The organism is Embleya sp. NPDC059213 (assembly GCF_042754445.1).
In the GTDB taxonomy this organism is placed as follows: Bacteria; Actinomycetota; Actinomycetes; order Streptomycetales; family Streptomycetaceae; genus Embleya.
The window spans coordinates 1-16,574 of sequence record NZ_JBHZAV010000206.1; the positions used below are offsets into that span (position 1 = coordinate 1).

Below are 16,574 nucleotides of genomic sequence, written 5' to 3' on the forward strand. Positions count from 1 at the left end.
CCGCGGGGGGGGGGGGCGCGGGGGGGGGCCCGACGCCCCCCGCCGCCACGCACCTCGGTCGCCGGTGAGGATCGCCCGGGACCGTGCGGTGGGCGGGAAGTGGCCCGGGACGAATCGGATATGCGGCATTTGACCTGTGGGGCGAATCACGCCCGCCGCGGGTGCGGGCGTTCGCAGCGGTGGGCAAAGGCGCGTTCGCGCGACGCTACCCGCGATGCCGATGTGACGAGCGGGGCGTAGGTGATCGATTCCGGGCGTTCGGTATGGACGGCGACCCGGGGCCACTGTCACGCATTTCCATCGGATCCGGCACGGAACGCCAACTACGGTCCTTTCCGTAAGGGATCATCTACATTGCGCTCAACCGCAAATCGGATATTCGACGTCTATCCGACACGGACTTGTGATCTACGTCCGGGCCTGCTTAGCGTTCGATCCGTCCGTATCCCACACGGACCCCGATCGCCGGTACGCCGAATCCTGTCGCCGGCCGTTCGGGAGGCTGACGAGCACCACACGACAGGAGCGGGGGAACCACAGGTGAACCGCCGCGAACGGCCCCGATCGAAACGATCGGACGCCGCGAACGGCTTGGGGTGAAGCCACGTCCTTCGGGATGTGGCCGGGCTATCGATCTCCGGCCCGAATCCGACAGCTCACCTCGTAGGCGTGGGAGAGGATCCAGCCATGCTGTCCGGAACCGGGCGTCATCGCCGTCGCAGCACCAGTAGGACCACGCGTCTGATCGCCGCGGCGGGTGTCGCCGGAGTCGGCGTCGCCATGCCGATCATCGGCGCGGGCACGGCCCAGGCCGCCTCCGTGAGCACCTGGGACAAGGTCGCCCAGTGCGAGAGCACGGGCAACTGGCAGATCAACACCGGCAACGGCTTCTACGGCGGCCTGCAGTTCACCCAGAGCACCTGGAACGAGTTCGGCGGCACGCAGTACGCCGCGCGGGCCGACCAGGCGACCAAGGGCCAGCAGATCGCGATCGCCGAGAAGGTGCTCAAGAGCCAGGGCCCCGGTGCCTGGCCGGTGTGCTCGGTCAAGGCGGGCCTGACCCGAGGCGGCGCGACCCCCGACGTGGACACCGGCTCCTCGGCCGGCAAGACCGCGCCGAAGTCGACGCCCAAGACCGAGACTCCCAAGGCCGAGACGCCGAAGAAGACGGTCGCCGCGCCCAAGATCGAGGTCAAGACCGAGGCGCCCAAGACCGAGACGCCGAAGACCGAGACGCCCAAGACCGAACCGGTCGCCAAGGCGGACTCCGCCGCCACGTCGTCCTACGTCGTGGTCGCCGGCGACACGCTCTCCAAGATCGCCGGCGCCGCGCATGTGCCCGGCGGTTGGCCGAAGTTGTACGAGGCCAACAAGAGCGTCGTGGGCGACAACCCCGACCTGATCTTCCCGGGCCAAAAGCTCGCGGTCGACGGCAAGGCCGCGCCGAAGATCGAGGTGCAGAAGCCGGAGACCCCGAAGACCGAGGCCCCGAAGGCGGAGACGCCGAAGACGGAGACCGCCAAGCCGGCCACGCCGAAGACCTCGGTCAAGACCGAGGCCGCCAAGACCGACTCCAAGCCCGCCTCGGCGAGCACCGAGAAGGCTTCCGGCTCGTACGTCTCCCCGGTCTCCGGCGCCACGCTCACCGCGAGCTTCGGCACCGGTGGCTCGCGTTGGTCCAGCGGCAGCCACACCGGCCAGGACTTCGCGGTCTCGACCGGCACCACGGTGCGCGCGGTCACCTCGGGCACCGTCGTGTCGGCCGGTTGGGGCGGCGCGTACGGCAACGAGGTCGTCATCCGGCACGCGGACGGCAAGTACACCCAGTACGCGCACCTTTCCTCGATCTCGGTCAAGGCCGGGATGAAGGTGCAGACCGGCCAGAAGATCGCGCTCTCCGGCGCGACCGGCAACGTGACCGGCCCGCACCTGCACTTCGAGGTCCGCACCACGCCGAACTACGGCTCCGCGGTCAACCCGATGACGTGGCTTCGCAGCCACGGCGTCAACGTCTGATCCACCGCTCTCCCGCGCCGAACGGCGGGCGTTCCCCTCGGGGAGCGCCCGCCGTTCGCGTGTCGGGGCGGGCGGCGTCCCGGTCGGCCCGGCCGGGTGCCGGGGGGCGCGGTCAGGACGGCCGGGCGGTGCGCAACGTGCCGTCCGGCCCGAGCCACAGGGCGACCGGCGCTCCGGCGCCGTCCGACGCGAGGGTGGGACCGACCGCGACCGCCGGCTCGTCGAGCACGAGCGCCGCGCCGGCCGGCCCGACCAGGACCGGGCGGCCGCGGTCGTCCCGGGTGCCCAGGTCCGTGGTGCCGTCCGGCCGGGGCAGCGGGTACAGCGCCTCGTAGCCCGCGCCCGCGCCGCGCGAGGCACCCGGCGACCAGGTGCCGGGCCCGACTTCGAGCACACTCGCGATCTCCGCGGTGCCGGCCCGCCGGTAGGCGACGCCGATCCGACCGTCGGCGCCCACCGACGCCGCGGGCGGGCCCACCGGCCGCTCGGCCGCGATCGTGCCGGGCGGGCCCGACCGGTCGCCGATCACGTCCCAGTGGCGGATGCCCTCGCGGGCCGTGCCGAAGACGCTCACCCCACCGTCCGGGCGGGTCACCGCACTCAACCCCTCGACGATCTCGCCGCCGCCCAGGTCCCGCCAGGGGGACCACGCCTCGCTGCCGGCCGGCCGGAAACGGGTGCTGATCCCCTTGTCCCGATTGCGCACGAACACGTGCAGCCCACCCGTGCCGTCGGCCTGGACCACCGGTGCGCCCGAGCCGCGTTCGCCGTCGTCGGGGCTGCCCAGGGCCCGCCATGGGCCCAATGTGCCGCCGGGCGTCGCCTCGGTCGCGGTGACGATCTCGAACCGGTCCCGATCGGCACGCCGGGCGCCGCCGATCCGCAGCGCGAACACCGCGATCCGACCGTCCGCCGTGCGTACCGCGGCCGGCCCCGGGGCGAGTTCGCCGTCGCCGGGACCGGGCATCGACCGCGCCGGGGACCAGGTCGCGGCGCCGACGCCGTCCTGGGTCCAGCGGGTGACCCGGCCGCCGAGCACCGCCCACGCGGTCAGCCGGCCGTCCGCGCCGAGCACCGGCCGGGGACCGGCGTCCGGGAAGCGATACGTGGTGCTCTGCGGCCAGTTGCTGCGCGCGGCGGTGTCGCGCACCTTGAGATCGCCGCAGTCCACCCGTCCCGGGCAGTACCGCACCCGGTCGGTCCAGCCGTACACCCGGGTGATCCCGTCCTTGCGCTCGCGGGCCTCGGGCGCGAGATTGTGCGGCCAGCGCTCGTTGTAGTAGCCCCGGTAGGCGATCGCCGCCGCGTTCGCGGCCGGCCGCGTGTCGTTGTACCGGCGCAGCGCCTCCCAGGTGAACCGCGCGGCGGCGGTGTGGTCCTGGTGGTCCGAGACGCCGCCGTTGTCCGCGTGCGCCGGGTGTGCCCGGTCGTGCCGTTGTCGATCGGGGTCCGGGTCGAGCGTGCGCACCACGGTCGGCGTCTGGGCCCGCATCAGATCCGCGAGCGAGTCGATCAGACCGTCCCGGGTGTACGCGTACGGCCCGCCGGCCGGTTCGTCCCGGGCGGCCAGCGTGTCGAGTTCGCGTTCCGTGCCGTTCCACAACGTGCGCAGCCGCCCGTGCGCGCCGATGCCCTCCTCCTTGCGGGTGTTGAGGAACACCAGCTTGATGTTCGGGGCGTCCACCAGGTGGTCGAGTTCGGCGTGCGCGCCGTCGCGCAGCCGCACGCTGTGCCGCTCCCAGCGCGCCGCACGATCCCCCAGCGCCATGAACGCGTACGCGGCGCGCGAGCCGTTGTTGCGCGCGGCCGCGTACGCCGACGGATCCGGGCGTCCACCCGGCCCATTGCGTCCGTCCGCCTCGCCGGCGGTGAGAAAGACCGTCACGCTGTCCGTGCCGGCGCGCACCGCCCGATCGACGTCGGGGTTCATGAAGTAGAGGTCGTCGTCCTGATGCGCGACCACCTGCATCACCGCGCCGGTCGGGCCGGACCGCGGCGCCAGGGTCTCGATCCCGATCGGCGAGGTCGGCGCGTGATACGGGGGCGACCCGTAGGGCCCGGTCACCTTCACCACCGCGAGCGCGAAGCCGAGCGCCAGCACGCCGACCACCGCGGTGAACCTGCCGGTGCCGGGGATCATCGCCATCTCGGCCGGGGCCTTTCTGCTGTGCCGTCGCGGGCGGACCGCCTCATCATCGCCGGTCGGCGACCGCGACCCGCACCCGGCACATCCGACGCACCGCGCACGGCCGGCGTGGCCGCGCGACCCGTGCGCCGGATCGCCCCCGCGCTCAGCGCGCCCGTGCGCCGCCCGACCCCGCGGTGCGCGGCTCGGCCGCGGCGGGCAGGCGGGCCGGCACCTTCCCGCCTGCGGCCCCGGACCCACCGGACCCACCGGGGTCGGCGGCCGGACTGCCCGCGCCCGAGTCGTTGTTCGTCGAACCGGGGCGGCGGTCCGGCAGCGACTTGGCGCCCTCGGGAGTGACCCGGGTGGCGCCGATGTAGTCCGGCTTGTCGATCGGGCCGAACTTGATCACCGTGCCGGTGTAGGGCGCGTGGATCATCTGGCCGTTGCCGACGTACATCCCGACGTGGTGGATGCTGCGCGGGTCGCCCAGGTCGGTGGCGAAGAACACCAGGTCGCCCGGGAGCAGTTGGTCGCGGGAGGGATGCCGGCCGGCGTTCCACTGGTCGTTGGCCACCCGGGGCAGCTTGATGCCCACGGTGTCGTAGGCGGCCTGGGTCAGCCCCGAGCAGTCGAACCGGCCGCCGTCGGCCGCGGTGCCCTCGCCGCCCCACAGGTAGGGCGTACCGAGCTTGGTCTGCGCCCAGTTGACCGCACCGGCCGCGAGCGCCATCGGCTGCAGCGGGGTCTGCACCACGCCGAAGCTCTGCTCCAGCGAGCGGATGGACTTCACGTAGTCCTGGGTCTGGGTGTACGGCGGGATGCCCTTGTACTGCATCACCCGGTACGCCCCCGCGTTGTACGCGGCGAGCATGTTGTTGGTCCGGTCCCCGGGCACCGAGGCGACATATTTGGCCAACGAGCAGTCGTAGCGCGCGGCGGCCGGGATCGCGTCGGCGGGATCCCACGGACTGGACTTGCCGTCCCCGTTGCCGTCGGTAGCCCATTCCGGCCACGTGGTGGGCATAAACTGGGCGATGCCCTGGGCCCCCACGTTGCTCACCGCGTTCGGGTCGAAGCCGCTCTCCTGGTAGAGCTGCGCGGCCAGCAGCGGCGGCGAGATCTCCGGGCACAGCCGGCCCCACTTGTCGATCGCCGCCGCGTACGCGGCGGGCACCGTGCCGGGCGCGAGCGTCATCGAGCCGCCGGCCCCGGTCTGGCTGCCGGACGCGGATTGCATCGCACCGACGCCTACAGTGAGAAGACCGACGAGACCGAAGGGGACCGCGAATGCGATGCCACCGGCCACCCAGGCTTTGCGCATCGCAGGCACCCCCGATTCTCCGCGGCCGGGACGGGCCGCGACGGACACTCCGAGCACATTGTGCGCGCCGAGATTGCTCAGCGCAATCACCCGTGATACACACAGTGAGCAGACACACTTGCCGAGGTGGTAGCCCGATCGGCTTCCCCACAGCACAATAAACGAACGACCCACTCCTCCGGTCGAATGCGACCGGAGGCAACCAAAAGCCCGACCTCGGGGGCGGTGAACAACGTGTTTCTTGGCGAAGGCAACGGCGGCAACGGCGACATCAATACGATCATCGGCGGCATAGCTCCGAACTGGGGCCCGTTCGCAAGGCTGGGCGGCGAAGCCCGGATCATGGTCGAGGTGATCATGGCCGTGGCCCTGCTGCTATGCCTGGCCATTGCGATCTGGGGCGCTGCGAAGCAACGCATAGGAGCCACCGCGATGCGCGACACGTTCAGCGCGGAGCAGGGCAAGGGCCTCATCATCGCCGGTCTGACCGGCGTCTTCATCATCGGATCGCTCGGGACGCTGTTCACGATTGTGTACGGAATGGCGATCTAGACCGATTCGCACCCTGCCGTCCTCAAGGTGGCGAATCCCGTGGTGTTTTGTCCCGGGCGCGGCGCACTTCGGTGCGCCGTGCGCCCCGAAAACGGAATGCCCCATTCCGCATTCGAGGCAAAGCAGCAATTCGGGTCCCTTTACCGGACAATCGAGCCTGTGTTCACACATCGGTACGGCGCCACCGGAATGAGTTCCCGTCTGGGAAGATCGTTCCGGCTGCAACCGAACCCGGCGGTACTCCGCCCCCGGGGACTGTGTTGTGCGCGCAGGTCGTCCGTATCTTCCGGCCTGCCGCGGTGAGGGGGGACAGGCCATGAACGACGAGGAACCCGCCACGCGTACCCGGCTGCCCAGACCCACCTCCTCACCGGAGAGTCCGCAGCCCAGGCGCAACCCCATACTGTCCGGGATCGGCGTCGTCGTGGTGATCGCCGTGGTCATCGTGTCCCTGCTGTTCGCCGCGAACCGCTCCGACCAGGACGGCGGCTCGACCGCCAAGGACACCGGGCAGACCTCCCCGGCCGACTCGTCGAACCCCGGCGGACCGCCGCTGTCCGCCGCGCAGTTGCCCGACCGCACCGAGTCCGGCGTGCCGGTCGGTTACCCGCAGACCCCGGAGGGCGCCCAGTCGGCGGCGGCCAACTTCGTCGTCGCGTACGGCTCGGACCGGATGTTCCGGGCCCAGCCCCGGGCCGCGATCATCGCCGCGATCACCGACCCGGCGATCCGCGACGGTCTGCTCGCGCGCGTCGACCAGGTGTTCCGCGCGCAGACCGCGACATTCGGCCTTCAGCCCGACGGAAACCCGCCCAAGGGCCTGACCTTCGTTTGTCGGGCCGTGCCGATGGGCACCAAGTCCGTTGTCTTCACCCCTGCTTCGGCGACGGTGGAGGTCTGGAGCGTGGGCGTGGTGGGCCTCGCCGGGCCCGACTCCACCAAGCCGGTGGCCGAGGCGTGGAACACCACCACGATGAAGATGTCGTGGGTGTCCGGCGACTGGAAGCTGGTCGAGTTCAGCCAGAAGGAGGGCCCGACTCCGGTCTCCGGATTGCAGGATCCGTCCAGCGCCAACGACATCGCCAAGGCCGACGGGGAGTTCGGGGAATTGCGCCATGCACGCTGACCGGGGACGCCGCAGCCTTCGCAACCGATTCCCGACCCTGGGCGGGACGCTGACCGCAACCGCGGCCGTCGTCGTGCTCGGCGCCACGCGCGCCTGGGCCGAGCCCACACCCGGCGCCACACCGGGCGCCACACCCGGGGCGACGCCCGGCGCGACCGCACCCGCCAACAAGCCGGAGTGCGAACTGCTCACCGGCCCGGCCAAGGACATCTGCAACAACGGCGGTCCCGGCGCCCCGGGCGGCGGCACGCTGGGCACGGTCACCGACCCGCTCGGTTCGATCGCCAAGGGCTGCGCCGACGCCGCGACCTGGATCATCGACAAGCTGGCCGGCGCGGTCAACGACACCACCCAGGTGGACTTCACCAACCCCGGATTCCTGCGCCAGTACGCCGTGGTGTTCGCCGCGTCCACCTTCCTGACCCTGATCCTGTGGATCCTGGCCGTCGCCAAGCGCGCCGTGCGCGGGGTCCCGATCGGCACCGCGATCAGCGAGGCGATCGGCTATCTGTGGCTCGCGGTGATCGCGTCCGCGTTCACCCCGTTGATCCTCTACTTGGCAGTCTCGATGACCGACGCGATCACCGCGGCCATCGCGACCGGCACCCAACAGGACACCAACAAGTTCCTCGGCGGCTTCTCCAAGGCGCTCGATCCCGCGAGCGATCTCGGCGGCGGGCCGGTGATGCTGATCTTCGTGTCGCTGCTCTCGATGGCCGCCGCGGCCGTCCTGTGGGTCGAACTCCTGGTCCGCGCGGCGATGTTGTACGTCGGCGCGATCCTGGGCACCGCGGTGTACTCGGGGCTGGTGGACAAGGCGATGTGGCACCACGTGCGCCGCTGGGCCGGGATCATGATCGCGGTGCTGCTCGCCAAGCCCGTGGTCGTGATCGTGCTCGGGCTGGCCACGGCGGTCACCTCCGGCGGCAAGGACGACGCGTTCTCCTCGGTGCTCTCCGGCCTGGCGATCCTGTTCCTGTCCATCTTCGCCAGCGTGCTCATCTACCGATTCGTGCCCAGCATCGGCGACGACATGGCCGCGCTGCACAGCAGTCGCAAGGCGATGCAGTCGGCCGGTCCCGCCTCGATGGTCAACGGTCCGGCCACGTACATGAAGCAGGGCATCCAGGCACACGCCTCACGGGGATCGACCGGTTCCGGATCTGCCCCGGTGACCGCGAACGCCGTATCGTCGGGCATTGCGGCCCATGGCACCAGGGGCGGAGGATCGGGCGGCGCCCCGACACCGGCACCACCGCCTCCGGCCAATCCCGCGGCAACGCCTCACGCGAGGAACGGTAAAGAGTAATGACTACGCAACCGGTCGCCCGACGCCGCACCTTCTTGATCGGCAAGGCCAAACCCTCGGCGGTGATCGGCAAGAACCGCGAGCCCGGCGAGATCTTCCTGATCATCGCCGCCGGTGGACTCGCGCTGCTCTGGGGCCTGTTGGTACCGATCCTGCCACTGCGCATCGCCGGTCTGGTCGGCTTCCCGGTGCTCGCGTTCGCCGCCGTGTACATGCCGTACAAGAAGCGCACGTTCTACCGCTGGTGGGAGATCAACCGCACCTACAAGCGCACCCTCAAGCGCGGCGCCACGTATCGGTCGGCCGTCACCGAGGCGGGCACCAAGCTGACCGGGCAGGGCGTCGCGGTCGGCGCACCGCCCGGGGTCGGTCGGGTGGCCTGGGCGAGCGTGCCGTTCGGTCCGGACGATCTGACCGTGCTGATGCACCTGGAACGGCGTACGGTCACCGCCGCGATCGAGATCGAGGGCCCCGGCGTGGGGCTGCGCGACTCGGAGGACCAGGAGGCGCTGGTCGAGCGGTTCGGCACGCTGCTCAAGCACGTGGCCAACGGCGACGGCTTCGTCACCCGGCTCCAGGTGCTGGCCCGCACGCTGCCGGCCGACCCGGACGCGCACGCCAAGGACGTGGCCCGACGCGGCGACCACCAGGCGCCGATGTGGGTGCAGGACTCGTACGAGCAGCTCCAGTCGATGGTGTCCACGTCGTCCGAGCAGCACCGCGCCTACCTGATCGCGTGCATGCACTACACCCGCGAACTGGCCGCCGAGGCCAATGTGATGGGCAAGGGCGACAAGGGCATCGGCGTGGTGATGGCGCGTGAACTCACCGATGTGTGTGCCCGGTTGACCGAGGCGGACATCCGGGTCCGGCAGCCGCTGAACGAGGCGCGGCTGGCCTCGCTGATCCACTCGATGTACGACCCCGAGCACCAGATCGACGCGTTCGAGGGCATGCAGGCGCGTTACGCGTGGCCCGCCGAGTTGGACGCGACGCACCCGAACTACCTGGAGGCCAAGACCCGCGAGTCGGACTCGGCCGAACCGTGGTGCCACGCCACCGCGTGGATCAAGGAGTGGCCGCTGACCCCGGTCGGCGTCAACTTCCTGGCCCCGCTCCTGGTGCACACCCCGGACGTGATCCGCACCGTCGCGGTCACCATGGACCTGGAGCCCACCGATATCGCGATCGAGCGCATGCTCACCGAGAAGACCAACGACGACGCGGACGCGGCCCGCGCGGCCAAGATGAACCGGGTGGTCGACCCGCGCGACATGGCCCACACCGGCCGGGTCGACCAGCGCGGCGAGGACTTGGCGGGCGGCGCGGCCGGGGTGAACATCGTCGGCTACATCACGGTGTCCTCGCGCAATCCCGACCAACTCTCCCGGGACAAGCGCACCATCCGCGCGTCGGCGGGCAAGTGTTTCCTCAAACTGGAGTGGTGCGACCGCGAGCAGCACCGCGCGTTCGTCAACACGCTGCCGTTCGCGACGGGGATTCGAAAGTGAGCGTCGGCGGTGTCGCCGCGGACGGGACTGATGGGGTGATCACGTGTCGGGTGTGATGTCCGCGTTGACCCAAGGATTCTCCGGCATCATCTTCGGCCGGGGCGAGACCCAGCGGTTGCCGGTGCGCACGTCCACCGGCCAGGCCCAGGCGGTCTACCTGCCCACGGCCGCACCCGGGCTGGGCGACTCGGGCGTGATCATCGGCCGCGAGGTCTACTCCGGCAAGGGCTACATCTACGACCCGTTCCAACTCTACGGTCAGCAACTGCCCGCGCCGCACTGGCTGGTCCTGGGCGAGTCCGGGAACGGCAAGTCGGCGCTGGAGAAGACGTACGTACTGCGCCAATTGCGCTTTCGCGACCGCCAGGTGGTGGTCCTGGACGCACAGGGCGAGGACGGCGTCGGCGAGTGGAACCTGATCGCCGAGGCGCTGGGGGTCAAGCCGGTCCGGCTGGACCCCAACGACTTCTCCGGGGAGGCGGTGCGGCTCAACCCGCTCGACCCGGCGATCGCGGTCACCGGGCAACTGGCGCTGCTGCGCACCATCATCGAGGTGGCGATGGGCCACACGTTGCAGGAGCGGGCCGGATACGCGCTCAAGGCCGCGCACACGCACGTGATGCGCACCGTGCACGGGCGGCAGCCGATCCTTCCGGACATCGTCGAGGCACTGCGCAATCCGACCCCGGAGTCGTGCGAACTGCTCAGCCTGGACGTCAAGGACGTGCGGGTCTGGGGCCTGGACGTCGCGCTGGTCCTGGACCGCCTCACCGACGGCGACCTCAAGGGCATGTTCGAGGGGCCGACCACGGACGGCATCGACCTGGACTCGCCGCTGATCATCTTCGACCTGTCGCACATCGACCGGAACTCGATCGCGATGCCGATCCTGATGGCGATCGTCGGCGTGTGGCTGGAGCACACCTGGATCCGGCCGGACCGGGTCAAGCGCATCTTCCTGGTCGAAGAGGCGTGGCACATCATCAACAGCCCGTTCGTGGCCCAGTTGTTCCAGCGCCTGCTCAAGTTCGGCCGGCGACTGGGTCTGTCCTTCGTCGCGGTGGTGCACCACCTCTCCGACGTGGTGGACGGTGCGGCGGCCAAGGAGGCGTCCGCGATCCTGAAGATGGCCTCGACCAGAACCGTGTACATGCAGAAGGCGGACGAGGCGCGCGCGACCGGGAAGGTGCTCGGTCTGCCCAGGTGGGCGGTGGAGATCATCCCGACCCTGACCCCGGGCATCGCGGTCTGGGACGTCAACGGCAACGTGCAGGTGGTCAAGCATCTGATCACCGACACCGAACGGCCGATGGTCTACACCGACCGCGCGATGACCGAGGACGCGGTGGAGGAACGAGTGCGTGCCGAGGCGGCGTTGGCCGACGATCCGGCGGCCTAGATGGGGTCCTACGGACACCCGCCGCACCCGCGTGAGCCGACGCCGGGTCGGGCGCCCGCGCAGGGCGTCCCGGACGGCCTGCTGATCGCGGGCCTGCTGCTGTTGGTCGCCGGCACCGCGGTGATCTGGCTGTCCACGGGGCTGGCCGCGCTGGCGAGCGGCAAGGACTGGCCGGACGAGGTCGGTTACAAGAACTCGGCGCTGGCGATGCGCTCGCTGCTGGGCGATCCCGACGATCTGCCGCACGCGTGGCCGGACACCCCGCCGGGGCAGTTGCCCTCCCCCACCGCGTTCTGGTGGTCGTTCGGCGTCGTGGTGCTGCTCGTGCTGGTCGCGGTGGGTTGGGTGTTCTGGTGGTGGTTGCGCCGGGCGAGCGCGAAGGCCGCGGCGCGGGCGGCCGGCGCGGAATCGGCGAATTCAGTTGCCCCGAAACGGAATCAGCGGCTCCCGGACGGGGAATGATGCGCATGCGTGTCTCTGCCGAGGGCGCCCCTTGATCGTGGCCGGGCCTGGTCGCCGCGTGGCCGTACGGTGACCCGGCGATCGGCCCGACCCACCATGTTCGTGGCCGCATGGCCCTGTGGGGGTTTGGCTTGCGGGGGCGTTCGGTTCCGTGGGGTGGCCTCGAACGCCGGCCGGGCTGAAGGTGCTTGCGGAGGTCTCGGATGCCGGGCGGACCGAAGGCGGGTAGGCGTTCGGTTGCTTACGGTGGCCTCGGGTGCCGGACGGGCCGGCGTTTGGTGGCGTGAGGTGGCCTCGGGTGCCGGACGGGCCGAAGGCGGGGCTGCGTTCGTCGGTGGCCTCGGGTGCCGGGTGGGGTCGAGGCGGGGCGGCGTCGGGTTGCTTGGGGGTGGGCCGGGTGGGGTCAGTCCGTCCAGGTCATGCATTCTTCGCAGCGGTAGGCGCGGGGGCCGGACTTGTATTCGACCTTGTCGGATTTGCGGTAGTACTTGCAGGCACGGTTCTTGCAGACGATCGGGTGGCCGTCGACCGCCTCGGTCGGTAAGGGGACCGTGTCGTAGGTGCACGGCGTGGGTGGGAGCTTCTTGTAGTAACCCCCGGTGGCGGGCAACGCGGTCGGGTCGAACGGCGCGTACGCGGCCCCGTCGGAGATCCCCTCGGACACGCTCATGCGCAACTCCTTCGTCTCCCGGCCGTGTGCCGCATGTCGCCGCACGTTAGCCGAGAATCGGGGACGGGACGGGTGATTCGGGACGGTTTCCGCCCGAAGGGTCGACGGGGCCGCAGGATTCAGCCGCGCGTGGTCGGGCCGACCGCGCGGTGTTGCACGGCGATCGCGGCGAGCACCAGGGCGCCGCCGAACAGCCGCTCCGGGCCCATTCGTTCGCCCTGGAGGAAGGCGGCGAGCACGGTCGCGGTCAGCGGTTCGAGCAGCACCGCGACGATGCCGCCGCCCACGTGCGTCCGGCCGAGCGCGGTGAAGTAGGCGACGTACGCCCCCGCGGTGGGCACCACGCCGAGGAAGAGCACCGCGCCCAGGGTGTCGGCGCGCATCGGCACGGCCATCCCGACCACCAGCCCCGCCGGCAGCAACAGGCCGCCGCCGAACAGGAATCCGAGCCCGGTGGCGGTGACCCGGTCGAGCCCGGGCAGGTCCGGCCGGGTGTCCAGCGTCAACACCGCGAACCCGCCGGCGGCCACCAGCGCGAATCCGATGCCGACGAGTGCGCCGCGGTCGCCGCCGACGGGTGAGCCGAGCAGCAGGGCCAGGCCCAGGGCGGCCGCGGTCAGGCTCGCGATCGCGATCCGTCCGGGTCGGCGGCGCTCCAGCACGGCGGAGCCGATGGTGACCATGATGTGCACCGCGACCATGGTGGTGAGCGTGGCCAGGCTCACCGACGTGGCGAACACGGCCGCGAAGTAGGCGGCCTGGAACACCGTGAACAGCGCGCCGAGGCCCGCGATCCGGCCGAGTTCGGCCCGGCTCGGGCGACGTACCCGAAGCCGCCCCGAGGCGAGTGCGTAGGCGGTGATGAACACACCGCCGAGAAGCAGCCGATAGGCCGCGACGGCCACCGGATGCAGCCCGGCTCGGGTGGCCAACAACGAACCGGCGATGCCGCCGGTCCCCCACAGGACTCCGGCGAGGACGAACAGATCGAGCCCGGATCGGGTATTCCGGGCAGCGTGCAGGAAGGTACGAACAGACATGGGAATGCTCCGACTTCGACGCCTACAGGGCAACGTCGGAGCGGGGCGGCACCGGTTCGGGCCAGGCCGAGCAGGGGCCGCGACCCGGGACTACCGGATCGGACCCGGGGACGCCCCGCTCAGTGGCGGGGCGGCGGGCAGATGGACCAGGCGTGGTGCATGGGCTACACCCTAGGGCGTGTCTTCGATCCCGGCGGGGGATCGAGGACACGTCCCGGGCCCGGCCGGAGCGGTCAGACCCATTCCAGCAGGCGGGCCGCGTGTGCCCGCACGGGGCACGGTGCGGGCACGCCGCAGTCGCACCCGCCGGAGGCGACCGGTCGGTGACGGATCAGCGTGCGGGTGACCACCATGCGGTACTCGAGCAGCGGATCCTCGGCCGGGCGCGGGGACCTCGGTCGCGGCGCGCGCAGGACGCGCGGAGCCGGCCTGGACAGGCCCGCGGGCAGCGGGCGGTCCAGCCGCTCGATGTCGGTCCGTTGCCTCGGAATGCGCAGTCGCATGTATCCGGTCTCTTTTCTTCAGGTGTCCCGCCGTGGCGTGCACCCGAACGTGGCAGCGCTCGGGCCCGCCGGATCACTCCGTGTCCAGGCGCCCGCCCGCGTCCGGCTGGGATTCCTCGACCCGTGCCAGCATGCCGCGCAGACCGGCCGCGAGCGCGTGCCGCTCGGCCGGACCCAGGTCCTGGAGCAGGGCGGCCTCGAAGACCGCGGCCTCGCGGACCACCCGCAGCCAGACATCGCGACCGGTGCCGGTCAACTCGACGATCACCCGCACCCGGTTCTGCTCGTCCCGGGTCCGGGTGACCAGGTCCTCGGCGACCATGCGGTCCAGCCGGTGCGTCATCGCGGCGGGCGTCAGGCCCAGTCGGCGGGCCAGGTCACCGGGGCTGAGCCGGTAGGGGCGCCCGACCAGCACCAGGGCCTTGAGCACCTCCCACTCGGCGTTGGTGATGCCCAGAGCGGTGAGTTGGCGGCTGTACGCGACGCTCATCCGGCGGTTGAGTTTGGACAGCGCCGCGACGATCGTCTCGACCTGCGGATCCACCTCGGGGAATTCGCGCTGGAAGACGGCGAGGTATTCCTCGATGTCGCCTTCGTCCGCCGTTGGCGGCTCGGCCCCCTCTGTCATGCCGGGCAGTATCCCATCTCCGACCCGCTCGATCGTCGCCTTGCGCGCCGACGCCGGATAAGCATTGGACGGCAACGCTATAGATCCGTATAGTTTAGCTCTGAAGTCTTCAGGCTTGAGGACTCGGACTCATCGGATCAGGCACGGCAGCGACGCCGGCGTGGGCCCGGGCATGCGCCCGGCCGCCCCCGGCCCGCCCGCCTCGACGCGGATACAGGCGACCCCCTCGCCGGACTCGGGCATGCCCCGAGGCCGCCCCGGGGCGGGGCGGCCGCTTTCGCGCGCCCTCGGATGCCCGAGCCGGGCCTGTCGACCGATCCCCCGCGAGCCGGAGCAGCCGGCCCGCGCGACCGGTAGTCGGGAGGTGTGTGATGGCGACCCAAGGCGCTCTGCGTCGGATCCAACTCGGGAACGCGCTCAGTGCGTTCGGCAGCGGATTCACGGTGCCCTTCCTGTTCGTGTACGTGACGCGGGTGCGACACCTGTCGGCCGGTCAGGCCGGCCTGATGTTCAGCGTGCTCGCGATCGCCGCGCTGTGTGCCCTCCCGATGATCGGTCCGGCGATCGACCGGCGCGGCCCTCGCCCGGTGGTCGCGATCGGTTCGGTGGTGGCCGCACTCGGCGCGCTGACCCTGGGCTTGGCCCGCGGCGAGGCGCTGGTCATGCTGGGCGCGGCGCTGCTCGGCGCCGGTGTGGCCGCGATCCAGCCCGCGCTGGCGACGATGATCGTGCGGTGTACGACGTCGCTCACCCGCGCTCGCGCGTTCGCGCTCCAGTTCACCTTCAACAACCTGGGCCTGGGCATCGGCGGGTTGATCGGCGGCATGATCGTCGACCCGTCGCGGCCGGCCAGCTTCACCCTGCTGTTCGCCGTCGAGACCGTGATGTTCCTGGTGCTCGGCGCGGTGTGCGGCACGGTCCGACTGCCTGCGCTGCCGGCCGCGCCGGCCGGGACGGTGCGCGGCATGGGCTTTCGGCATCTGCTGAAGAACCGTGCGATGGTCCGGCTGTGTGTGGTCAGCGCGGTCATTTTCTTCACCTGCTACGGCCAGTTCGAGTCGGGCCTGGCCGCGTTCGCGACCGAGGTCAGCCGGATCTCGCCGAGCATGCTGGGTGTCGCCCTCGCGGCCAACACCGCGGTGATCGTGCTGGGTCAGCTCACCGTCCTGCGGATCACCCAGCGCCGCCGGCGCAGCACGGTGATCGCGGCGACCGGCCTGGTCTGGCTGCTCGCCTGGATCGTGACGGCGATCTCCGGCCTGGTACACGACGACAAGGTCGCGGCGGCGGTCACCATCATCGCCACGTTCGCGCTCCTCGGCGTGGGCGAGTCGTTGCTCGCACCGACCCTGGGCCCGATGGTCGCGGACCTGGCCCCCGCACACCTGCTCGGCCAGTACAACGCGGCCCAGTCCCTGGTGAAGCAACTCGCCATGGCCGCGGGCCCGGCCTTCGCCGGCGTCATGGTCGGCGCCGGCCTCTACGGCCCCTACCTGGCCGCCCTGATGGCCTGCTCCCTCCTGATCACCCTCCTGGCCCTACGCATGCGCCACACCCTCAACCCCACCCAAAACGGCCTCCTCATAGCCGAATCCACCCCCCACCCCATCCCCAAGCCCCTCACCCCAGCCGGCGCATAAACCCAACCCGGCCCGGCCGGCACCCCCCTCAGCCCGGCCGGGCACTCGGGCCCCTCAGCCCGGCCGGCACCTGATCCCCCTCAGCCCGGCCGGCGTTTGAGGCCACTCAGCCCCGCCGGCGCTTGAGGCGAAACAGCCCGGCCGGCGTTTGAGGCGAATCAGCCCGGCCGGCGCTTGAGGCCACCCAGCCCCGCCGGCGTTTGAGGCGAACCAGCCCGGCCGGCGAAAGAGGCCACTCATACACCCCGGCGCTAGAGGACAAAAAGCCC

The 16,574-nt window shown here is 71.1% G+C and carries 14 protein-coding genes and 1 riboswitch; of the genes, 8 read left to right on the forward strand and 6 right to left on the reverse strand.

Annotation, left to right across the window (positions count from 1 at the left end; translation table 11 throughout):
• The first annotated feature begins 461 nt into the window (after nt 1-461).
• Nucleotides 462-683, forward strand: a riboswitch (cyclic di-AMP (ydaO/yuaA leader).
• A gap of 4 nt (nt 684-687) precedes the next feature.
• On the forward strand, nt 688-2,016 hold the full coding sequence (locus tag ACFXMF_RS40850) for a transglycosylase family protein (protein ID WP_360311933.1): 1,329 nt from the start codon (nt 688-690) through the stop codon (nt 2,014-2,016).
• A gap of 112 nt (nt 2,017-2,128) precedes the next feature.
• Here ACFXMF_RS40850 and ACFXMF_RS40855 read toward each other — a convergent pair whose 3' ends face one another.
• Nucleotides 2,129-4,162 (reverse strand): PIG-L family deacetylase, encoded by a 2,034-nt coding sequence (locus ACFXMF_RS40855; protein WP_379990035.1) that lies wholly within the window; start codon nt 4,160-4,162, stop codon nt 2,129-2,131.
• A gap of 145 nt (nt 4,163-4,307) precedes the next feature.
• Complete coding sequence (locus tag ACFXMF_RS40860) at nt 4,308-5,465, reverse strand: bifunctional lytic transglycosylase/C40 family peptidase (protein WP_360311937.1); 1,158 nt, start codon at nt 5,463-5,465, stop codon at nt 4,308-4,310.
• 225 nt (nt 5,466-5,690) lie between these two features.
• Here ACFXMF_RS40860 and ACFXMF_RS40865 point away from each other — a divergent pair, with 225 nt between their 5' ends.
• The 6 genes from ACFXMF_RS40865 (at nt 5,691) to ACFXMF_RS40890 (ending at nt 11,824) form a co-directional block, all read left to right on the forward strand.
• Nucleotides 5,691-6,017 (forward strand): hypothetical protein, encoded by a 327-nt coding sequence (locus ACFXMF_RS40865; protein ID WP_360311939.1) that lies wholly within the window; start codon nt 5,691-5,693, stop codon nt 6,015-6,017.
• 316 nt (nt 6,018-6,333) lie between these two features.
• A complete protein-coding gene (locus ACFXMF_RS40870; protein ID WP_379990036.1) occupies nt 6,334-7,143 on the forward strand; it encodes a hypothetical protein in 810 nt (269 codons plus the stop codon).
• Nucleotides 7,133-8,452: a hypothetical protein gene (locus ACFXMF_RS40875; RefSeq protein ID WP_360311943.1), complete on the forward strand. Its 1,320-nt coding sequence runs from the start codon at nt 7,133-7,135 to the stop codon at nt 8,450-8,452. Before ACFXMF_RS40870 ends, ACFXMF_RS40875 begins: the two co-directional genes overlap by 11 nt.
• On the forward strand, nt 8,452-9,963 hold the full coding sequence (locus tag ACFXMF_RS40880) for an SCO6880 family protein (protein WP_360311945.1): 1,512 nt from the start codon (nt 8,452-8,454) through the stop codon (nt 9,961-9,963). Before ACFXMF_RS40875 ends, ACFXMF_RS40880 begins: the two co-directional genes overlap by 1 nt.
• Nucleotides 9,964-10,018: 55 nt before the next feature.
• Entirely contained in the window at nt 10,019-11,362 is a 1,344-nt protein-coding gene (locus tag ACFXMF_RS40885) for an ATP-binding protein (RefSeq protein WP_379990038.1), read from the forward strand.
• On the forward strand, nt 11,363-11,824 hold the full coding sequence (locus tag ACFXMF_RS40890; RefSeq protein WP_360311949.1) for a hypothetical protein: 462 nt from the start codon (nt 11,363-11,365) through the stop codon (nt 11,822-11,824). It abuts the gene before it with no gap.
• A 403-nt stretch (nt 11,825-12,227) separates the two neighbouring features.
• On the opposite strand, the gene ACFXMF_RS40895 is transcribed toward ACFXMF_RS40890, so the two are convergent.
• From ACFXMF_RS40895 to ACFXMF_RS40910, 4 genes are all read right to left on the reverse strand, one after another.
• Nucleotides 12,228-12,494 carry a hypothetical protein gene (locus tag ACFXMF_RS40895; protein ID WP_360311951.1) on the reverse strand — a complete coding sequence of 89 codons (267 nt, stop codon included), beginning with the start codon at nt 12,492-12,494 and terminating at the stop codon, nt 12,228-12,230.
• Between the two features lie 119 nt (nt 12,495-12,613).
• Nucleotides 12,614-13,534, reverse strand: a complete 921-nt coding sequence (locus ACFXMF_RS40900; RefSeq protein WP_379990037.1) for a DMT family transporter — start codon at nt 13,532-13,534, stop codon at nt 12,614-12,616.
• A 233-nt stretch (nt 13,535-13,767) separates the two neighbouring features.
• A complete protein-coding gene (locus ACFXMF_RS40905; RefSeq protein WP_360311955.1) occupies nt 13,768-14,037 on the reverse strand; it encodes a hypothetical protein in 270 nt (89 codons plus the stop codon).
• Between the two features lie 73 nt (nt 14,038-14,110).
• Nucleotides 14,111-14,665 carry a MarR family transcriptional regulator gene (locus ACFXMF_RS40910; protein WP_360311957.1) on the reverse strand — a complete coding sequence of 185 codons (555 nt, stop codon included), beginning with the start codon at nt 14,663-14,665 and terminating at the stop codon, nt 14,111-14,113.
• Between the two features lie 371 nt (nt 14,666-15,036).
• Between ACFXMF_RS40910 and ACFXMF_RS40915 the strand changes: the two genes are divergently transcribed.
• Nucleotides 15,037-16,305, forward strand: a complete 1,269-nt coding sequence (locus ACFXMF_RS40915; protein ID WP_360311959.1) for an MFS transporter — start codon at nt 15,037-15,039, stop codon at nt 16,303-16,305.
• The last annotated feature ends 269 nt before the right edge of the window (nt 16,306-16,574 follow it).

Bases quoted from the DNA above. Each gene is read 5' to 3' on its own strand.
- ACFXMF_RS40885 (WP_379990038.1), top strand. From the start codon at position 10,019: ATGTCCGCGTTGACCCAAGGATTCTCCGGCATCATCTTCGGCCGGGGC.
- ACFXMF_RS40875 (WP_360311943.1), top strand. From the start codon at position 7,133: ATGCACGCTGACCGGGGACGCCGCAGCCTTCGCAACCGATTCCCGACC.
- ACFXMF_RS40905 (WP_360311955.1), bottom strand. From the start codon at position 14,037: ATGCGACTGCGCATTCCGAGGCAACGGACCGACATCGAGCGGCTGGAC.
- ACFXMF_RS40900 (WP_379990037.1), bottom strand. From the start codon at position 13,534: ATGTCTGTTCGTACCTTCCTGCACGCTGCCCGGAATACCCGATCCGGG.
- ACFXMF_RS40895 (WP_360311951.1), bottom strand. From the start codon at position 12,494: ATGAGCGTGTCCGAGGGGATCTCCGACGGGGCCGCGTACGCGCCGTTC.
- ACFXMF_RS40890 (WP_360311949.1), top strand. From the start codon at position 11,363: ATGGGGTCCTACGGACACCCGCCGCACCCGCGTGAGCCGACGCCGGGT.
- ACFXMF_RS40910 (WP_360311957.1), bottom strand. From the start codon at position 14,665: ATGACAGAGGGGGCCGAGCCGCCAACGGCGGACGAAGGCGACATCGAG.
- ACFXMF_RS40860 (WP_360311937.1), bottom strand. From the start codon at position 5,465: ATGCGCAAAGCCTGGGTGGCCGGTGGCATCGCATTCGCGGTCCCCTTC.
- ACFXMF_RS40915 (WP_360311959.1), top strand. From the start codon at position 15,037: ATGGCGACCCAAGGCGCTCTGCGTCGGATCCAACTCGGGAACGCGCTC.
- ACFXMF_RS40855 (WP_379990035.1), bottom strand. From the start codon at position 4,162: ATGGCGATGATCCCCGGCACCGGCAGGTTCACCGCGGTGGTCGGCGTG.
- ACFXMF_RS40880 (WP_360311945.1), top strand. From the start codon at position 8,452: ATGACTACGCAACCGGTCGCCCGACGCCGCACCTTCTTGATCGGCAAG.
- ACFXMF_RS40850 (WP_360311933.1), top strand. From the start codon at position 688: ATGCTGTCCGGAACCGGGCGTCATCGCCGTCGCAGCACCAGTAGGACC.
- ACFXMF_RS40870 (WP_379990036.1), top strand. From the start codon at position 6,334: ATGAACGACGAGGAACCCGCCACGCGTACCCGGCTGCCCAGACCCACC.